A 15,565-nucleotide genomic window follows, 5' to 3' on the forward strand; every position below is an offset into this window, starting at 1 on the left:
TTTTTCACTACTGCAATAATTTTTCCAAATCCAGATTCAGCATCAGGACATTGACACGTTCTTCTCCAAACAAGCCCAGCTCTTTGCCTTGAGTGTTTTCTTTGATCAATTTTGTTAACTGGTCTTTTGATAGCCCAGTTTCATCCATAATTCTATTAACCTGGGCCAGCGCTCCCTCTACTGAGATATGGGGATCAAGCCCTGAACCTGAGTCAGTAACCAGATCGACCGGCACCTCACTGATTGGCGTATCAGGGTTAGCTGTTTTCCAGGCTTCTATTGATTCTTCCACCCGCTGGAGCAGATCCCCATTAGAAGGGGCATAGTTATTGGAACCGGATCCTGCCCCGTTATATTCAATAGCTGATACCCTTCCATGGAAGTATTTCGGATCTGTAAAATTTTGTCCGATCAATTCAGATCCAACCACTTCATTTTGTTCGTTATAAATCAAGCTCCCATCTGCTTGATCCGGCATGATGGCCTGTGCCATTCCAGTTGTCGCAATAGGATATATCAGGCCGGCGAGGATCATGATGGTAAAGCTGGACCTGATGATTGGACCCGCAATCTTTTGTTTGTTTTCCATCAGTAGCTTCCTTCTTTCATATAAAATTTAGATAAAAATTGAGACGAGCATATCTATTAGCTTGATTCCGATGAACGGTACAAGGACACCGCCCAGTCCATATATGGTTAAGTTTCGTTTCAATAAGCTGTTGGAGCTCATCGGTTTGTATGCGACCCCTTTCATAGCAAGAGGAATCAACAATGGAATGATGACTGCATTGAAGATCAAGGCCGAAAGGATGGCAGACAATGGCGTTGACAGCCCCATGATGTTCAAAGCAGACATCTCGGGAATGGCCAGCATGAACATGGCCGGGATGATGGCAAAATATTTCGCGATATCATTGGCGATACTGAACGTCGTCAGTGCTCCGCGGGTCATAAGCAATTGCTTTCCTATGGAAACCACTTCAATGATCTTGGTTGGATTGGAATCGAGATCCACCATATTGGCGGCTTCTTTGGCTGCTGTTGTACCGCTGTTCATCGCAAGGCCCACATCTGCCTGGGCCAGCGCAGGTGCATCATTGGTGCCGTCGCCTGTCATGGCCACTAGCTTCCCTTGGGATTGCTCATACTTTATCACTTCAATCTTATCTTCCGGTTTACACTCAGCGATGAACTCATCCACACCCGCTTCCTTCGCTATGGTGGCAGTGGTCAGAGGATTATCGCCAGTTGCCATGATTGTTTTAATGCCCATCTTCCGTAGCTGGTCAAAGCGTTCTTTCATTCCAGGCTTCACTGTGTCCTTCAGATAAATCAGGCCAAAGATTTTTCCTTCCATCGCAACGGCCAAAGGTGTACCGCCTTCACGGGCAATTTCCTTTGCTTCTTCATCCAGATCAGCCGGAATCTTTCCTCCCTGGGCCCTTACCCAGCTTTTGACTGAATCGACTGCCCCTTTCCTCACCTGGCGGCCATCCTTCAGATCGATCCCGCTCATTCTGGTCTCTGCCCTGAACTCAATGACCTGGCCTTCTGCAGCCACCGAACCATCGAGTCTGCTGCCTTTTTCCTTCAGCAATTCTATGGTGGAGCGCCCTTCAGGTGTTTCATCATGCAGGGAGCTGATCCCTGTCCAGTAGTGGAGCTCTTCTAAAGAAGCATCTCCCACTGGGATGAAATTGCTCGCCATCCGGTTCCCAAATGTAATCGTACCTGTCTTATCCAGAATAATTGTATTGATGTCCCCTGCAGCTTCTACTGCTTTCCCTGACATGGCAAGAACATTGAACTGGGTAACACGGTCCATCCCCGCAATGCCGATTGCCGACAGCAGTCCCCCGATCGTCGTCGGGATCAGGCAGACAAGCAGTGAAATCAGTACAGGTATTGCAAGCGAGAACCCAAGGTAATTCGTGAAAAATGGAAGTGTGACAACCACGATCATGAAAATTAACGTCAAGCTTGTGAGCACAGTGTTCAAAGCAATTTCGTTAGGCGTTTTCTGGCGTTCTGCTCCTTCTACTAATGAAATCATCCGATCTAAGAAAGACTCGCCAGGATTGCTGGTGATTTTCACTATAATCTGGTCACTGACCACCCTTGTTCCGCCCGTAACAGAATTGAAATCACCGCCAGCTTCCTTGATGACAGGAGCCGATTCACCCGTGATGGCTGATTCATCCACAGACGCCAGGCCTTCGATGACCTCACCGTCGCCGGGAATCATTTCACCCTGTGAAACCACGACTATGTCGCCTTTCTTGAGAGATGTTGAAGCCGTTTTTACTGTTTTTCCATTGGCTTGCAAAAGGTTTGCTGTAATTTCCTGTTTCGATTTTTTCAAAGAATCAGCCTGCGCTTTTCCGCGTCCTTCAGCGAGTGCTTCAGCAAAATTTGCAGATAATACAGTAAACAGTAGGATCAGGGCCACGGTGATATTGAACCACGGTTCAACCTCGCTTCTGCCAAAGGCATCAGGCGTAAAGCATAAGATCAGTGTAATGATGAAACCGATCTCCACCACGAACATAATCGGATTCTTCACCATTTTTCTCGGGTCAAGCTTCGTAAAAGACTCCTTAAGCGCCTGAACCACCATCGCTTTATCCATCATTTTATTTTCATCCTTATTGTCTTTATGGTTAGGCTGCTGGGGAACATGGGGCTGAAAAGATTTTTTGTCCTCTTTGCCATGCAGCCCTGCAGCTTGATTTGCTTCTTTTAACACATGATTAGCCATGATTATTCACTCCCACCTACAATGTCAGATATTCTGCGACTGGCCCCAATACAAGTGCCGGGAAGAATGTCAGTGCACCTACAATAAAGAAAGTACCGACCAGAATCACTCCGAAAAGAGGGGTATCTGTGCGGAAAGTCCCGATTGTCTCGGGAACAATCTTCTTCGATGATAGTGAACCAGCGACAGCCAGCATGGTGACAAGCCCAAAGAATCTTCCTGCATACATGACGATGCCTGTTGAAATATTCCAAAATGGTGTTGCATCCCCAAGCCCTTCAAAACCGGATCCGTTATTGGCAGCGGAAGAGGTATATTCATACACAACCTGTGAGATTCCATGGAAGCCGCTGTTTGAGATGGCTCCGGCACCAAGCGGCGTATACAAGGCAATTGCAGATGCACCCAGTATCAAAAGAGGATGCATAAGCATTGTTAAGGCGATGAGCTTCATTTCCCGCCCTTCTATTTTCTTGCCCAGGAATTCAGGTGTACGGCCCACCATCAGCCCTGAGAGGAATACGGCAATCATGGCATACATGATTACATTGATGAATCCTGCTCCAACCCCGCCGAATACTGTATTTAAGAGCATGTTGGAAAGGGCCAGCATTCCGCCTATAGGTGTCAGCGTATCATGCATCGTGTTGACGGCACCTGTTTCAGAGGCTGTTGTGACAAGCGCATAGAAGATGGATTGGCCTGTGCCGAACCGGACTTCCTTCCCTTCCATGCTGCCTTGATCTGTATTAATTCCCAGTGCATTCAATGCAGGATTGCCTTGATATTCATAGAACAGGGCAGTGCCAAGGAATACAGTGAAGACCATCAGCATTGATACAAACAAGACACGTCCCTGTTTGGCATTTCCGAGCATTTTTCCATATGCAAACGGCAAAGCAGTCGGCAATAGGAACATCAGCAATATTTGAATGATGTTGCTGATAGCATTCGGATTTTCAAACGGATGAGCTGAATTGACTCCAAAAAAACCGCCGCCATTATTGCCAAGTTCTTTGATGGATAAAAATGTCCCGACAGGTCCGCGCGCGATCTCCTGGGCAGTCCCCTCGATCGTATTGACTGTTACAGTAGGCTCCAATGTCTGCGGAACCCCCAATGCGACCAGAATTAATCCTGACACAATGGCGATTGGCATCAAAACACGCGTAATCGCTCTGAATAAATCAACAAGGAAGTTTCCAATTTCTTTTCCAGACAGCGCCCTGACAAATGCGATGGCAGCTGCCAAAGCCGTTCCCGGCGCCGCAAACATCATAAACAGAATTCCAATCATCTGCCCGAGATAGGAAAGGCCCGACTCACCGCTGTAATGCTGCAGATTGGTGTTGGTCATAAAGCTGATGGCTGTGTTAAAGGCCAAGGTTGGATCCATGCCAGGATTCCCGCTCGGATTCAAAGGCAGGATGCCCTGCAGCCGGAAAACCATATAGACTAGGAGAATCATAAATCCATTGGCTAAAACAAGCGTCATGGCATACTGCTTCCATGTTTGGTTTATCTTTTTGATACCGCTGATTTTAAAGAGAATGTTTTCGATCGGGCCGAACACTTTATCCAGCCCTGTTTGGCTATAATCAAAAGCCTTTGCCAGATAGATGCCGGCAGGCTTTGCTATCAGAATCACCGCCGCCATAGTGACAATGATTGAAAGAATCGTCGTAATCACCTTTTTTTACCCCCAAGTAGTTAAAATTTCTCCGGATTAAGTAATACATAGAATAAGTACAATGTAGTAAACGCCGTAATGCCAAGCAGCAGAACCATTATTTATTTTCACTTCCTTGCTCTACGGCTTCAGCGGACCAACTGGCAAGTCCGAGCATTAAAGCCGGCAGGATGATGAAAAGGCTGACCATGATAATGTCCGACATTTTGATAACCTCCTGATTTCTAACTTAATAGACATGAAATATTGCTGCTTTTGGAATACACCACATATTTTGCTCCATATGTGCAATAAAGGCGCATTGGATAGCCATGAACCGTGGCAGCGACAATGATAGGTGCACAAGTGCTGTTCCTGATGACCTTCAGCAGGGTGCATGTTTCTGCAATCTCACTTTCAAAGACAATCACCTTCATGAACCGTCCCTGGAGAATCAAGTACTCATCTTTGAGGCCGAACTCCACCACACGCTGATGGCCCCTGCTTTTTAAAGCTCTGATCACTTGAGGATCAGATGAAACAAGGCAGCATGAATGCGAATCGCTCAAATGGCTTTGTACCCGCAGGAGCACTTCTTCATTTGGAATGCAGACAAGTATGGCATCCTCTGTTTGAGGCAGTGTCAACACAGTTACCTCCCTTCTTTTTTAAAGCCCTGATTTACTCGTTGCTCAGAGATCATCAAAAAGCATTATCATGCCTGAAAAGTTGTGAAAGCGTTTGTTCTCAGCTGAAATACTGGAAATAAAAACCATATTCTGAATACAAAAAGAGACCAATGATTACTTCTCCCCCAATATGAATCCAAGAGCACAGATCATCCGCATCTTTGTCCAGATGCAAAAAACTGCATAGAAAAATCTCTTGTTCATTTGGAGAAAAAGCACCCATTGGTCTACTTAACACCCAGCCGGCTGGCATCAGCCCTCTATGTGTTCTGTCTTCCATGTTCACTTTTTCAAGATAGGCATAATAAAAAGACCTTCTTATCACTCAAGCTGCCCTGTCCGTTGTTTGACACAACAAAAAGGGCCCCCTGAAAAGGCGGTCTCTATGACCTCCTTCGCTTTAGCCGACGAAGTTAGCTGACGGGTAGGATGGCGAAAGAGTTTGAATCTCATCCCTTCTGCAATAGCAGAATTAACCCCTGTTGATTGGTTCCTCCGTTCTCGTTTCCGAGACTAGGCCGAATATTGAGTTGTTTGATTGCTGTTTACGAAAGCAATCGTACTCCTGCTCAAGGAAAATGTAAATCTTAAAAAAATGCCATATTTGGCTGTTTTTTTTGATATTGAGGATTTTTCTTTAGTTTTTCTCTTAAATGCTGACTAATTAGCTGTTTTTCGATGTTTTTTGAAATTCATATTTTTATTGACTTTAGCAGTGCCTCTCACTAACATAAACCTTGAAATTCGCTATAACTTTGAAAATCTCAGGGAGGAACTGGAATTGCAATCTTCTAAACGACGATTAGAGGCTGAATTAAGTGAAGCATTCATCAAGCTGCAAAGGGAGCTGATCGGCCGCGGGCCGCAGGAGACCAGGACATATATTGTGGAGGATATGGTCATTGCCAGATTCAAAGGTGTCCTGACCGTGGAAGAAAAGCACCTGGTTGAACATGAAACCGGCAGGCAGCTTGTCAAAAAGATGCGGCAGGTTCTAAGAGAAATGTACAGCACGAACATTGAGGAGATAGTCGAAAAACATACCAAATGCAAAGTCCTTTCAAGCCACAGTGACATCAGCACCAAAATGGGAGAACGCATGGAAGTGTTTGTGCTCGATAGAAACCTGGAAAAATGCCTTGAGTAAAAAAGTTGTATTTCTTTAAAAAAGAGAGCATTTTCGAGAAAAGTGGATTTTTCTAAAGAAATTCAATCCTAATTTCTTATTTTCCGGGTTTTTCCTTTATGCGAGTGGAGATTATCATAAATCCTAATTCTGACCTGATCCGCTGAATCCATACAGAACGGAGGACCCAACTGATTATTCCAGAATAATTATGGGGTGAAGCCGAAAGGCCGGGGGACTTCTGCCTTCCGAACCCGTCAGCTAACTTCGTAAGCGTTGCAGGAGAGAGGAGCGATATCCATCCAGCCTGATTACAATTAAATAGCACTGAAACGCTGAATCTTATTGAGCGGGGGAACCAACTTTTGACTGCATGCTGCAGTCTTGGGGTGAAGCCATGAATGGCAGGGAGACTCTTACCTTCCTAATCCGACAGCTAACTCCGTAAGCGTTGTTTAAGAGAGTGATCGTTGCCATACAAGCACACGTTTGTTTACCTGTGCCTAAGCTGCGGAGAATACTCTCCGCAGCTTTTTTAATTTTAGTAAAAGGGGATCGTGCCGATGACTCAGGTATCAGAGCAAAACAAAAATTATATTAAAATAAAAGAAGCCCAGAAAAAATATCATATAGAACTTCTTCATCTTCAATTTGTTGATTTAGAAGGAGCCCTTAAGCATGTGACCATTACCTTTGATCAGCTGGACGATGCCTTAGAGGGGAAAATCATGTTCGATGGCTCCTCCATACAAGGTTTCAGCCCTATCAACCAATCAGACTTATACCTTAAGCCGGACATAAACACTTTTTCCGTCATTCCATGGTCGATAGAAGAAGGATATAGTGAAGCCAGGCTTTTGTGCAGCGTGGCCAATCCTGATGGCACCCCATTCGAGGGTGACCCCCGCAATGTACTGAAGAGGACGGTAGAGAAAGCGGCAAGCTATGATTATTCAATCAGCATCGGTCCGGAACTGGAATTCTTTTTATTTGGGATGGATGAGAGTGGCAATCCTACGACAGTTCCTCAGGATAGCGGAGGATATTTCGAACCGGCCCATGACCTGGGTGAAAAAGTCCGCCTGGAAATCTACCGGACCTTAAAGGCCATGGGATTCAAGATTGAGGCCTCCCACCATGAGGTCGCAATGGGCCAGCATGAAATTAACTTTAAGTTCATGGATGTCCTGGCATCAGCCGACAATGCCACCACATATAAATGGATCGTGAAAAATATCGCCAAAAACTTCAACCTGCACGCCTCCTTCATGCCGAAGCCAGTCCAGGGATTGAACGGTTCCGGCATGCATGTGAATATTTCACTGTTTAAAGACGGGCAGAATGTATTTTTTAACGAAAATGATCCAAACGGACTCTCGGAAGATACTTATTATTTCATAAACGGCCTGATGAAAAACATTGCGACTCTTACAGCCATCACCAATCCGACAGTCAATTCCTATAAGAGGCTTGTCCCGGGGTTTGAAGCGCCTTGCTATATGGCCTGGTCCACATGCAACCGGTCGACCCTGATCAGAATTCCCTCATCACGGGGAGCCGCAACCAGAGTGGAAGCACGCCATCCCGATCCATGTGCAAACCCTTACCTGGCTTTTTCGGTGATTGCAGAAGCAGGGCTGGAAGGAATCCGATTAAAGCAAAGGCCTGCCGATCCCATTAATGAAGACATATACAGCATGCCCGAATCCAAAAGAGAATTACTCCGGATCAGCCACTTACCGGACAATCTGGAAACAGCACTCGATTTATTGGCAGACAGCCCTCTCGCAAGAAAAATTCTCGGCGATCACATTTTCAGGAAGTTCATTTCTCTAAAAAGAGCTGAGTGGAAGGAATACCGGAACACAGTGCACGACTGGGAGCTTAAGAGGTATCAGATGAAGTTTTGAAGATGTGGGGCCGGGGGGTCAGACCCCTTGGCCCAGTCTCAAAAAGAGCCAGGGGGTCTGGCCCCGTGGCTCTTTTTATGTAAAAAATTGGTGATTACGAGACTCCAATTGATTAAAATAAAAGATAGATTGAGAGCGGGGAGGAATCTGATATTAAATCGCTGATTGGGAGAATAATCTCAGCAACAGGCATACTGTTTTTCATTTCTTTGCCACTTACCATCTTTTTGGTCCTATTTTTGACTGTTATGTCCACAGACGCAGATGAAAAAGGGGCTATAACATTTAGCCTCCTGCTGCCGGCTGCCTATATCATCCTTGTTTTAATTTACATAGTCCTAGTTTCCCTTAAGCAATTTCTTTGGAACAAGTATCAGATAGGACAGAGAATACTTAATAACTGGGAAAAGTACAAAATTGTGATTATTATAGCAGGCATTATTTTAATCATGCTATTCCGCGGTCCTCTGATCGCTATTCTTAGTATATGGTTCATTGATTGGGTTTCTGAAAAAATGAAGAATTGGAAAGCATCTACGGTCTGGTTCTTTGCCCTTGCTCCATTCATATTGCTTATTATTTATATTTTATTGATTGTAGGCATGGTTGGTTAAAAAGGCCGGGGGGTCAGACCCCTTGGCTCTTCGTCCTATCTTCCCAATACATTCCGCTGATCCTTCCTGACGGCTAAAAATAAAGCTGCAAACCAACCTATCAAACTCCACCCTAAGAATATATTTATGAAGTATATTACTACTCTGTTAGACTTATTTTTTCTCTTGGCTATGATGCTAGGGATAAAATAAAAAACTACCCCAATAAGTAAAGGTATAATTTCCATTAAAACTCTTCCCCTTCAGTTTGTTTGAGTCCGCAGATACCGTGGGGACAGGCCCCTTGGCTCAACTTCAAAATGAGCCAAGGGGCCTGTCCCCCTGGTTCTTACCCAGCAGCTATTACAATATAAACTCCATTTTTCTGCTCTTCGTTGTCATCCCAATAGACCTGTAAAATTCAATGGCAGATGCATTTTCCTCAGATACTCCCAGTTCAATACTATCAACTTGGAGGCTTCTCCCAAGATCGAAAATGTATTCAGTAAGTTTTTTTCCGATACCTTTCTTTCTTTGTGCTTCAGCAACACATAAACTCTTTATATATAATATCTTCCTCGCCTTAACAAAAGTATTTTCCTTTACTTCTTCTTCCTTTGCCACTGTAACACCGACAATTTTATTAGATATCACAGCCACAAAAATATGGTGTTTTCCATCGATTAATTGGCTTTGAAAAAAACCCCTTTCGACTGGAGCCAAATTTTCTTTGTACAAATCGGGTCTTACATCAACATGGAATTCATGAACCTGTCTAAATAAAGGCAGCAATGACTCATAATCACTTTGATTGGCATTTCGAATTTGTATATCCATATTTCTCTACCTTTCATTGATTTTCTAAAGGTAACCAGCCCTATTGTTGTTTAAGAAAAGCCACTTGGGATTTCGCAGCTGTTCGGAGATATATGCACTCTTAGGGCGGGTTTGAACAGGCCCCTCGGTTCTTATCTATGCCCCTCTTTACGCGCCTGTATATATCCATAATAACCACAGGTGCCATTCTGGGATAAGTCTTTCACTTCAAAACCGCAGGTCTCATAGAATTTGAAATTGTTTGCTGAAGTATGTGCAAACCAATCTCCATGAGGAAGCTTCTGTACACATAGTTCAACAAGTTTTTTTCCTATGCCCCTTCCGCGATATTCTGATAGAACAGCCAAATCCATTATATTTGCAACCATGATCTGGTCAGAAATCACTCGTACCATTGCAATTATTCTGTTCTGATCCCAAACTGTAAATGCCCAGGTTGAGTTTTGGAATATCAAAGTAAACTTCTCTTTCTGCCAGGATGGCGTATTCCTTGCCCATCCGGCATCTTCAAAGAGAGCTTCAACTCCATCAGCTGGAACACCCTCAGTACCTTCCCGAATTACCAATCCATTGAAATATTGATACATATGTATTCCCCCTTTATAAGGCTTAACCTGATTTATTCTCGATGCTGTCTGAAATTCCCTTTATTTTTAAGTGCGCCAGGGGGACAGACCCCTTGGCCCACTCTCAAAAAGAGCCAAGGGACCTGTCCCCCTGGCTCACAATGGAAATGAATTGCCACAATGTGTAAAATACAGAAAAAGAGATTAAAAGGAGTTTTTCTATGAGACTATTAGTGCGCGGTGAGAGAGCAAAGCTTGATGACTTTAGTTCTTCTAAACAGCTGGAGGTTGCAGTTGAGGTTCAGTCCGGGATGGAGGTTGATGTTACATGCTTCGGCCTGGATGGAGATAAGAAGCTTTCGGATGACAGATATATGATTTTTTATAATCAGCTTCAGTCACCAGCCGGTGAGATCAGCATGAAGGCCCACAGCAGCGGCTCGGGTACATATGAAATCAATCTGGACAAGCTGCATCCGTCCGTAAAGAATCTAGTTTTTACGTCGGCAATCGACGGAGAAGGTACCATGTCGTTGGTTTCATCCGGTACCCTCACTGTGAAAGCGGACGGACAGCCCATTTTGCAGTACAGCTTCACAGGCAGCGATTTTCAAAATGAAAAAGCAATCATAATTGGCGAATTATACTTGAAGGATATTTGGCGGATAGCCTCGGTGGGAAAAGGCTTTGATGGAGGCCTGGCAGCACTCCTTCAGCATTTTGGCGGAGAAGTGGCCGAAGACGAAAGCGGCCCGGCACAGCAGTCTGCTCCAGGAATAGCACCAGCCCAGCCCCAATTACAACAAACAGCGCAAACCCAGCCTGCTCCGACACAGCAGCCGGCCAACAGCAAAAAAGTCATGCTGGAAAAGAAGATGGAGCAGAAGGCGCCAAAAATTCTCGACCTTTCGAAAAAAGTGAAGGTGTCCCTCGAAAAGGCAGGCCTTCAGGATCATAGCGCCAAGGTGGCATTATGCCTTGATATTTCCGGCTCCATGGCAGGCCTGTACCGTTCAGGGAAGATCCAGGAATTTGCCGAGCGGATTTTGGCACTTGGCACAAGGTTCGATGACGATGGCTCGATTGATATCTTCCTGTTCGGCCAAAATGCCCATCATGCCGATGAGCTGACCATTGATAATTTTGATGGCTTTGTAAAAAGGCTGAACCAGGCTTATCCGCTAGAAGGCGGTACTTATTACGGGAAGGTAATGAAAGAAATTCGCCAGCATTATTTCGGATCTGCGGGAAAACGCTCCAGTCCGGAAGCCCGTAATATGCCTGTATACGTCATGTTTGTAACTGATGGGGCTACCTTTGATGAACGTGAAACGCGGAATCACATCCAGAACTCCTCCTACGAACCGATTTTCTGGCAATTCATGGCCATCGGCAAATCCAACCGCGACGCAAGTAAAAAGAAAGGAAGGCGCGGATTCTTCAAGGCCATGTTCCAATCTGATTTCACCTTCCTCGAAGAACTGGACAACATGGACGGCCGCTACCTCGACAACGCCGACTTCTTCAGCGTCGAAGACCCGAAGGCGATAGCGGAAGAAGAGCTTTATGACTTGCTGATGCAGGAGTATCCGGAATGGGTGAAGAAGGCCAGGAGCGGGGGGTTGATTCGATGAGCCAGGGGGACAGGTCCCTTGGCTCATCTCTCGAAAAGACGTTAATTTTCAGTGCCTTACAAAAAGTTCCTGATCCCACATACTTGTAAGCTTAAGCACATGCCGGGATCAGGCACCTTTTCCAATTGTGCCTATTCAGGAGATTATATTTGTATCCTGTTTATTGAATTATTAATAAAGTATGCCGGCAATACTACAGCAAAAATAAAATTACTATCTAGAAGAGCCACAGGGACAGGTCCCATGGCCCAGTTTCAAAAAGAGCCAAGGGACCTGTCCCCATGGCTCAAAGCTTTCCCGCTATTCCTCAATCCCTTTTCTGCCAAGCACAATTTCTTTCATTTCCTCTGTCCCAAAAGCACCCAAATTCAATACATTTTCATCCGGCCAATAAACGAAGTTAAAAGACGAACCATCCATAAGGTGGATCCTCAAAAACACTCTATTATCACTGTTAATTTTCTTGTGAGCTTTATCATAACCTGCATATTTCAGTGAAAGGAATTCTTCAACGAAATCAACTGTTTCCTGCTCTGTAAAATCAGATACATGACTCCCATCATAGTCGCTTTCAAGGCTCATCTTCTTCACCTTGCCTTCTATATCTAATAGTTCTGAGATTGTCTTCGCTTTCTTGTTTTCACTGACTTGATAAACTTTATTGCCCGCAAGCACTCTGAAATCAGATCTGTACCCGGCAATTTCAAAAATTTCTGTCCCAACAGGAAGAAATGCAGCATCACCATTTCTCAGCTTATGATTGGAACAGGCGTTGTCTGCTAACATATACCTGACTTCGCCTATTTTTTGCCCTTTTTCCGGAGCTTCTCCTTCCGATAACCCTTCATCTTCACCCTCGTATTTAATGCCATTTATCATCACTACATCTACCCAGGATATCTCTGCATCCGGACATCCGCCGACTGCATTCTTGAAGCTAGAACACGCAGATAATACGAAAACCAGTAAAATGAACAAAACGCTAAGCTTTTTGGCCAAACAACCACCCCTTTAACGATACGTTGCCTTTATTAATACAGAAAAACCTACCGCATCCCCTTTAGTCTGAATACAAACTTTCACCATCAACTTTTAATATTGTAAAATAAGGAACCAGCAGTGAACCTAAAAAGGCCAGCAGAATTCCACCGCCGAGGTCTAAATAAATGTTGTCAAAGGGAGCTATGATACCGGCAAAAATAGTCAATGGCCCTATTACAAAAAAAGTATTTACCAGCCTTCCCCCCAATGTTACATAGTTTTCAGAGCCACAGTTGTCACATATTACTGGCTGGTTTACTTCTCTCCATAAAATACGATATTTTTTCCGCCAGTTGAATGGAGCATGGCATTTCTTACAGTTTTGCAAATAGCTAACACCCATTCTTTAACCTCCACTATCCATCTGCAATTCCTTCTGAGCGCTCGAAGCTGTTGTGAGCCAGGGGGTCAGGTCCCATGGCCTGACTTGAGCCAAGGGGACAGGTCCCTAGACCCAACCTCAAAAAGAGCCAAGGGACCTGTCCCCTTGGCTCTTATCTATGCGAGTCATGAATAGGATTGAACAGATCTTCTTCGGCATTCCTGACAACGGAGAAATGCTCTACATTGTAATGGCCATGCAAGGTCTTGTTATGGTGCTTGATGATCTGTTCGGCCGGCAGCACGTCACTGTCCGCTGTTGAATGGCCATCCCCCACTAAAGTGACATCAAATCCGCTGACTGTGGCCGTCCTGACCGCAGTGTCAATGCATACTGCGTAGCACAGCCCATAATCACAAGATGCTCAATTTCTTGGGAACGCAAATGCTCTAAGAGCCCTGTCCCATGGAAAGAATTAGTGGCCGTCTTATTGAAAGTTACCGCATCCTCAGGAACTTCAATTCCATTATGGACCTGAAATCCTTCTCCTTCCCCACCTGCAATATCAAGGTCTCTGACAAATACAGCCGGAATATCCTTTTCCCTTGCTTTGCCAATAACCAGATTGATATTTCGGATCAGCTGCTCTTTATTAAAAACCGGACTGCTCTCACCATGACTTCCATCAATCAATGCCTGCTGGGCATCAATCACCAATAATGTCTGCTTCAAAATGATTTCCCCTTTCAACTATAAAATGCTGTTGGCTAATTAACTGCTTCTTCTATCTCCCTTATAACCATCCATCTCCGTTAATCAGGCCCCAATTTTCAATTGGTAAACAACCTTGCCAGTACCTCTCCATCCTTCACAATCAACTGTTCATAAAACACGACTGCATTTTCGTTATTTCTTAGTCTGATGACCCTGTTCTCAAACCTCTTCTCCGCACCCCGAAAGTGCCGGATCGATTGTCTCATGCCGTCTACCGCTGCTCGCTTCGTAAAAAAGACTGGTTTTTCATTCCCGCCATTGAAAAAGGCCACATAATAATCATCGGCCATCTTTTCTGCCAGGGATGTATCCCCTGAGTTCATAGCATGGCTCCAGACGCGAATAAATTCATCATGCATTTTGGTGAATTCGTCTAAGCGATTATAGACTTCAAGCATTGTCATCCTCACTTTCATTTCCCGCTTAAAGCTCTATTTCGGCAGGGAGAGGTGGATTTCCTTCTTGGAGCCGGTGAATGAAAAGAACCTGTCCCCAATTTGGGTACAGGCACCTTTTTTAAGTATGTAAAGGCCGTAAGCAGCCTACTGATTCAAAATAAAGATCGATAAATCTCCCCAATAATCCCCTTCATCTGATGAACCCCCGAGTCCGTATTCATCATGATGACAAGGCCGGCCCCCTTATATGGATAAGCAGCCATCATACATTGAAAGCCGACTCCCCATCCAAGAGAGGAGATTTCAAGCTCTTTATCCGATCCGTCTAAAAACACACCCAGACCTGCCCAGTCTTTGCCTTGCTGCTGGATTATTTCCTTTGCTTTCTCTGCAGAGAGACCTATTTTGCTCTCCCCATTTATTGCATTCATCAACTCAATAACCAGCCCGGCTAATTCAGCAGGGGCTGTCCATAGCCCAGATGCCGCTGGATATGGATAAACAGAGTACTTTTCCTCAATCAACTGTCCATTTTTGTCATGTCCGCAAGCATAATTCTTACCCGAAATCATCCTTGGAAAAGAGCTGTTCTCCATTTTTAATGGCTCAAAAATCAACTCATATGCGAGCTCCTCAAATGATCTTCCAGTCACATCTTCAATCAGCAGCTGCACAATGCAATAGCCGGCATCTGAGTAATGAAATTCACTCCCTGGCACATATGCCGCCTCTATGGGGACACTGCAATATGCTGTTTTTCCTTCCAGCAGCTCAGCCATTGAGGATGCTTCGTTTCTAAAACCCAACTCCATAAAACTTCCCGCCGGATCCACCACTCCTGATTGATGGCTGAGCAGCTGGCGCAGGGTGACCTTTTTTTCCACAGTGACCCTATTATCAGGAACCTTCCAGCTTTGCAGCCTGTGATTGATATCCTCATCCAAATGAAGAACCCCTCGTTCCGCTAACACCATCACCAGCATTCCTGTCAGGAACTTGCTTATTGAGCAGGCATTGAATATAGATTCTGCCTGCACAGCATTGTCAGTTCCCGCTTCCAACAGCCCATATTGGTCCAGCCTGCTGATCTGGCCATTTTCAATCAGCGCCAGACTCAGCCCCTTTACCTGATAATAATCCATCCGTTCCTTTACGTTGATGAGATTATGTCCCATTCCGCACCCCTGTTTTTTTAACATCATTATACCATTTAGTGGAAAGTACTTTCTCTTACCATATAAAAAAAAG

At 44.8% G+C, this 15,565-nt stretch carries 16 protein-coding genes, 1 pseudogene and 3 riboswitches; of the genes and pseudogenes, 3 read left to right on the forward strand and 14 right to left on the reverse strand.

Going from position 1 to position 15,565, the window contains the following annotated elements:
• Positions 1–7 precede the first annotated feature (7 nt).
• From kdpC to N288_RS23625, 6 genes are read right to left on the reverse strand one after another with little or no spacing between them, the layout of a single operon-like run.
• Positions 8–589 (reverse strand): potassium-transporting ATPase subunit KdpC, encoded by a 582-nt coding sequence (kdpC, locus tag N288_RS23610; protein ID WP_009794611.1) that lies wholly within the window; start codon positions 587–589, stop codon positions 8–10.
• Positions 590–616: 27 nt separating this feature from the next.
• Positions 617–2,758, reverse strand: a complete 2,142-nt coding sequence (gene kdpB / locus N288_RS23615; RefSeq protein WP_009794612.1) for a potassium-transporting ATPase subunit KdpB — start codon at positions 2,756–2,758, stop codon at positions 617–619.
• A gap of 16 nt (positions 2,759–2,774) precedes the next feature.
• Positions 2,775–4,436: a potassium-transporting ATPase subunit KdpA gene (gene kdpA, locus N288_RS23620; protein ID WP_374703154.1), complete on the reverse strand. Its 1,662-nt coding sequence runs from the start codon at positions 4,434–4,436 to the stop codon at positions 2,775–2,777.
• 32 nt (positions 4,437–4,468) lie between these two features.
• A complete protein-coding gene (locus N288_RS25920; protein ID WP_083783119.1) occupies positions 4,469–4,546 on the reverse strand; it encodes a potassium-transporting ATPase subunit F in 78 nt (25 codons plus the stop codon).
• On the reverse strand, positions 4,546–4,653 hold the full coding sequence (locus tag N288_RS25925) for a hypothetical protein (protein WP_009794614.1): 108 nt from the start codon (positions 4,651–4,653) through the stop codon (positions 4,546–4,548). The genes N288_RS25920 and N288_RS25925 overlap by 1 nt, the downstream gene beginning before the upstream one ends.
• A 19-nt stretch (positions 4,654–4,672) precedes the next feature.
• Positions 4,673–5,074 carry a hypothetical protein gene (locus N288_RS23625; RefSeq protein ID WP_009794615.1) on the reverse strand — a complete coding sequence of 134 codons (402 nt, stop codon included), beginning with the start codon at positions 5,072–5,074 and terminating at the stop codon, positions 4,673–4,675.
• Positions 5,075–5,503: 429 nt separating this feature from the next.
• Positions 5,504–5,646: riboswitch (cyclic di-AMP (ydaO/yuaA leader) on the reverse strand.
• A gap of 212 nt (positions 5,647–5,858) precedes the next feature.
• Here N288_RS23625 and N288_RS23630 point away from each other — a divergent pair.
• Together N288_RS23630 and glnA are read left to right on the forward strand one after the other, a co-directional pair.
• Complete coding sequence (locus N288_RS23630; protein WP_374703153.1) at positions 5,859–6,263, forward strand: Na-translocating system protein MpsC family protein; 405 nt, start codon at positions 5,859–5,861, stop codon at positions 6,261–6,263.
• A gap of 130 nt (positions 6,264–6,393) precedes the next feature.
• A riboswitch (cyclic di-AMP (ydaO/yuaA leader) is annotated at positions 6,394–6,533 on the forward strand.
• Positions 6,534–6,565: 32 nt separating this feature from the next.
• A riboswitch (cyclic di-AMP (ydaO/yuaA leader) is annotated at positions 6,566–6,709 on the forward strand.
• A 96-nt stretch (positions 6,710–6,805) separates the two neighbouring features.
• A complete protein-coding gene (gene glnA, locus N288_RS23635) occupies positions 6,806–8,152 on the forward strand; it encodes a type I glutamate--ammonia ligase (protein WP_009794619.1) in 1,347 nt (448 codons plus the stop codon).
• Between the two features lie 649 nt (positions 8,153–8,801).
• On the opposite strand, the gene N288_RS23645 is transcribed toward glnA, so the two are convergent.
• The 3 genes from N288_RS23645 to N288_RS23655 all read right to left on the reverse strand — a co-directional run bounded on the left by N288_RS23645 (position 8,802) and on the right by N288_RS23655 (position 10,169).
• Entirely contained in the window at positions 8,802–8,993 is a 192-nt protein-coding gene (locus tag N288_RS23645; RefSeq protein ID WP_009794622.1) for a superinfection immunity protein, read from the reverse strand.
• Between the two features lie 115 nt (positions 8,994–9,108).
• The gene (locus tag N288_RS23650; RefSeq protein ID WP_009794623.1) at positions 9,109–9,582 is read right to left on the reverse strand and encodes a GNAT family N-acetyltransferase; all 474 of its coding nucleotides are present in this window, start codon (positions 9,580–9,582) and stop codon (positions 9,109–9,111) included.
• A gap of 131 nt (positions 9,583–9,713) precedes the next feature.
• Entirely contained in the window at positions 9,714–10,169 is a 456-nt protein-coding gene (locus N288_RS23655; RefSeq protein WP_009794624.1) for a GNAT family N-acetyltransferase, read from the reverse strand.
• Positions 10,170–10,369: 200 nt separating this feature from the next.
• Between N288_RS23655 and N288_RS23660 the strand changes: the two genes are divergently transcribed.
• On the forward strand, positions 10,370–11,782 hold the full coding sequence (locus tag N288_RS23660) for a VWA domain-containing protein (protein ID WP_022544606.1): 1,413 nt from the start codon (positions 10,370–10,372) through the stop codon (positions 11,780–11,782).
• A 300-nt stretch (positions 11,783–12,082) separates the two neighbouring features.
• Here the strand turns inward: N288_RS23660 and N288_RS23665 are convergent, their stop codons facing one another.
• The 5 genes and pseudogenes from N288_RS23665 to N288_RS23685 all read right to left on the reverse strand — a co-directional run bounded on the left by N288_RS23665 (position 12,083) and on the right by N288_RS23685 (position 15,492).
• Positions 12,083–12,781, reverse strand: coding sequence for a hypothetical protein (locus N288_RS23665; protein WP_009794626.1), 699 nt, complete (start codon positions 12,779–12,781; stop codon positions 12,083–12,085).
• A 61-nt stretch (positions 12,782–12,842) separates the two neighbouring features.
• Positions 12,843–13,166, reverse strand: a complete 324-nt coding sequence (locus tag N288_RS23670) for a TIGR04104 family putative zinc finger protein (protein ID WP_022544607.1) — start codon at positions 13,164–13,166, stop codon at positions 12,843–12,845.
• Between the two features lie 151 nt (positions 13,167–13,317).
• Positions 13,318–13,877, reverse strand: a pseudogene (locus N288_RS23675) (cysteine hydrolase family protein).
• Positions 13,878–13,975: 98 nt separating this feature from the next.
• On the reverse strand, positions 13,976–14,335 hold the full coding sequence (locus N288_RS23680) for a hypothetical protein (RefSeq protein WP_009794630.1): 360 nt from the start codon (positions 14,333–14,335) through the stop codon (positions 13,976–13,978).
• Between the two features lie 134 nt (positions 14,336–14,469).
• Positions 14,470–15,492: a serine hydrolase domain-containing protein gene (locus N288_RS23685; RefSeq protein ID WP_022544610.1), complete on the reverse strand. Its 1,023-nt coding sequence runs from the start codon at positions 15,490–15,492 to the stop codon at positions 14,470–14,472.
• Positions 15,493–15,565 lie beyond the last annotated feature (73 nt).

Origin of the sequence: Bacillus infantis NRRL B-14911, assembly GCF_000473245.1 — a bacterium.
In the GTDB taxonomy this organism is placed as follows: Bacteria; Bacillota; Bacilli; order Bacillales; family Cytobacillaceae; genus Bacillus_AB; species Bacillus_AB infantis.

Bases quoted from the DNA above. Each gene is read 5' to 3' on its own strand.
- kdpC (WP_009794611.1), bottom strand. From the start codon at position 589: ATGGAAAACAAACAAAAGATTGCGGGTCCAATCATCAGGTCCAGCTTT.
- kdpB (WP_009794612.1), bottom strand. From the start codon at position 2,758: ATGGCTAATCATGTGTTAAAAGAAGCAAATCAAGCTGCAGGGCTGCAT.
- N288_RS25920 (WP_083783119.1), bottom strand. From the start codon at position 4,546: ATGGTTCTGCTGCTTGGCATTACGGCGTTTACTACATTGTACTTATTC.
- N288_RS25925 (WP_009794614.1), bottom strand. From the start codon at position 4,653: ATGTCGGACATTATCATGGTCAGCCTTTTCATCATCCTGCCGGCTTTA.
- glnA (WP_009794619.1), top strand. From the start codon at position 6,806: ATGACTCAGGTATCAGAGCAAAACAAAAATTATATTAAAATAAAAGAA.
- N288_RS23645 (WP_009794622.1), bottom strand. From the start codon at position 8,993: ATGGAAATTATACCTTTACTTATTGGGGTAGTTTTTTATTTTATCCCT.
- N288_RS23650 (WP_009794623.1), bottom strand. From the start codon at position 9,582: ATGGATATACAAATTCGAAATGCCAATCAAAGTGATTATGAGTCATTG.
- N288_RS23655 (WP_009794624.1), bottom strand. From the start codon at position 10,169: ATGTATCAATATTTCAATGGATTGGTAATTCGGGAAGGTACTGAGGGT.
- N288_RS23660 (WP_022544606.1), top strand. From the start codon at position 10,370: ATGAGACTATTAGTGCGCGGTGAGAGAGCAAAGCTTGATGACTTTAGT.
- N288_RS23670 (WP_022544607.1), bottom strand. From the start codon at position 13,166: ATGGGTGTTAGCTATTTGCAAAACTGTAAGAAATGCCATGCTCCATTC.
- N288_RS23680 (WP_009794630.1), bottom strand. From the start codon at position 14,335: ATGAAAGTGAGGATGACAATGCTTGAAGTCTATAATCGCTTAGACGAA.
- N288_RS23685 (WP_022544610.1), bottom strand. From the start codon at position 15,492: ATGGGACATAATCTCATCAACGTAAAGGAACGGATGGATTATTATCAG.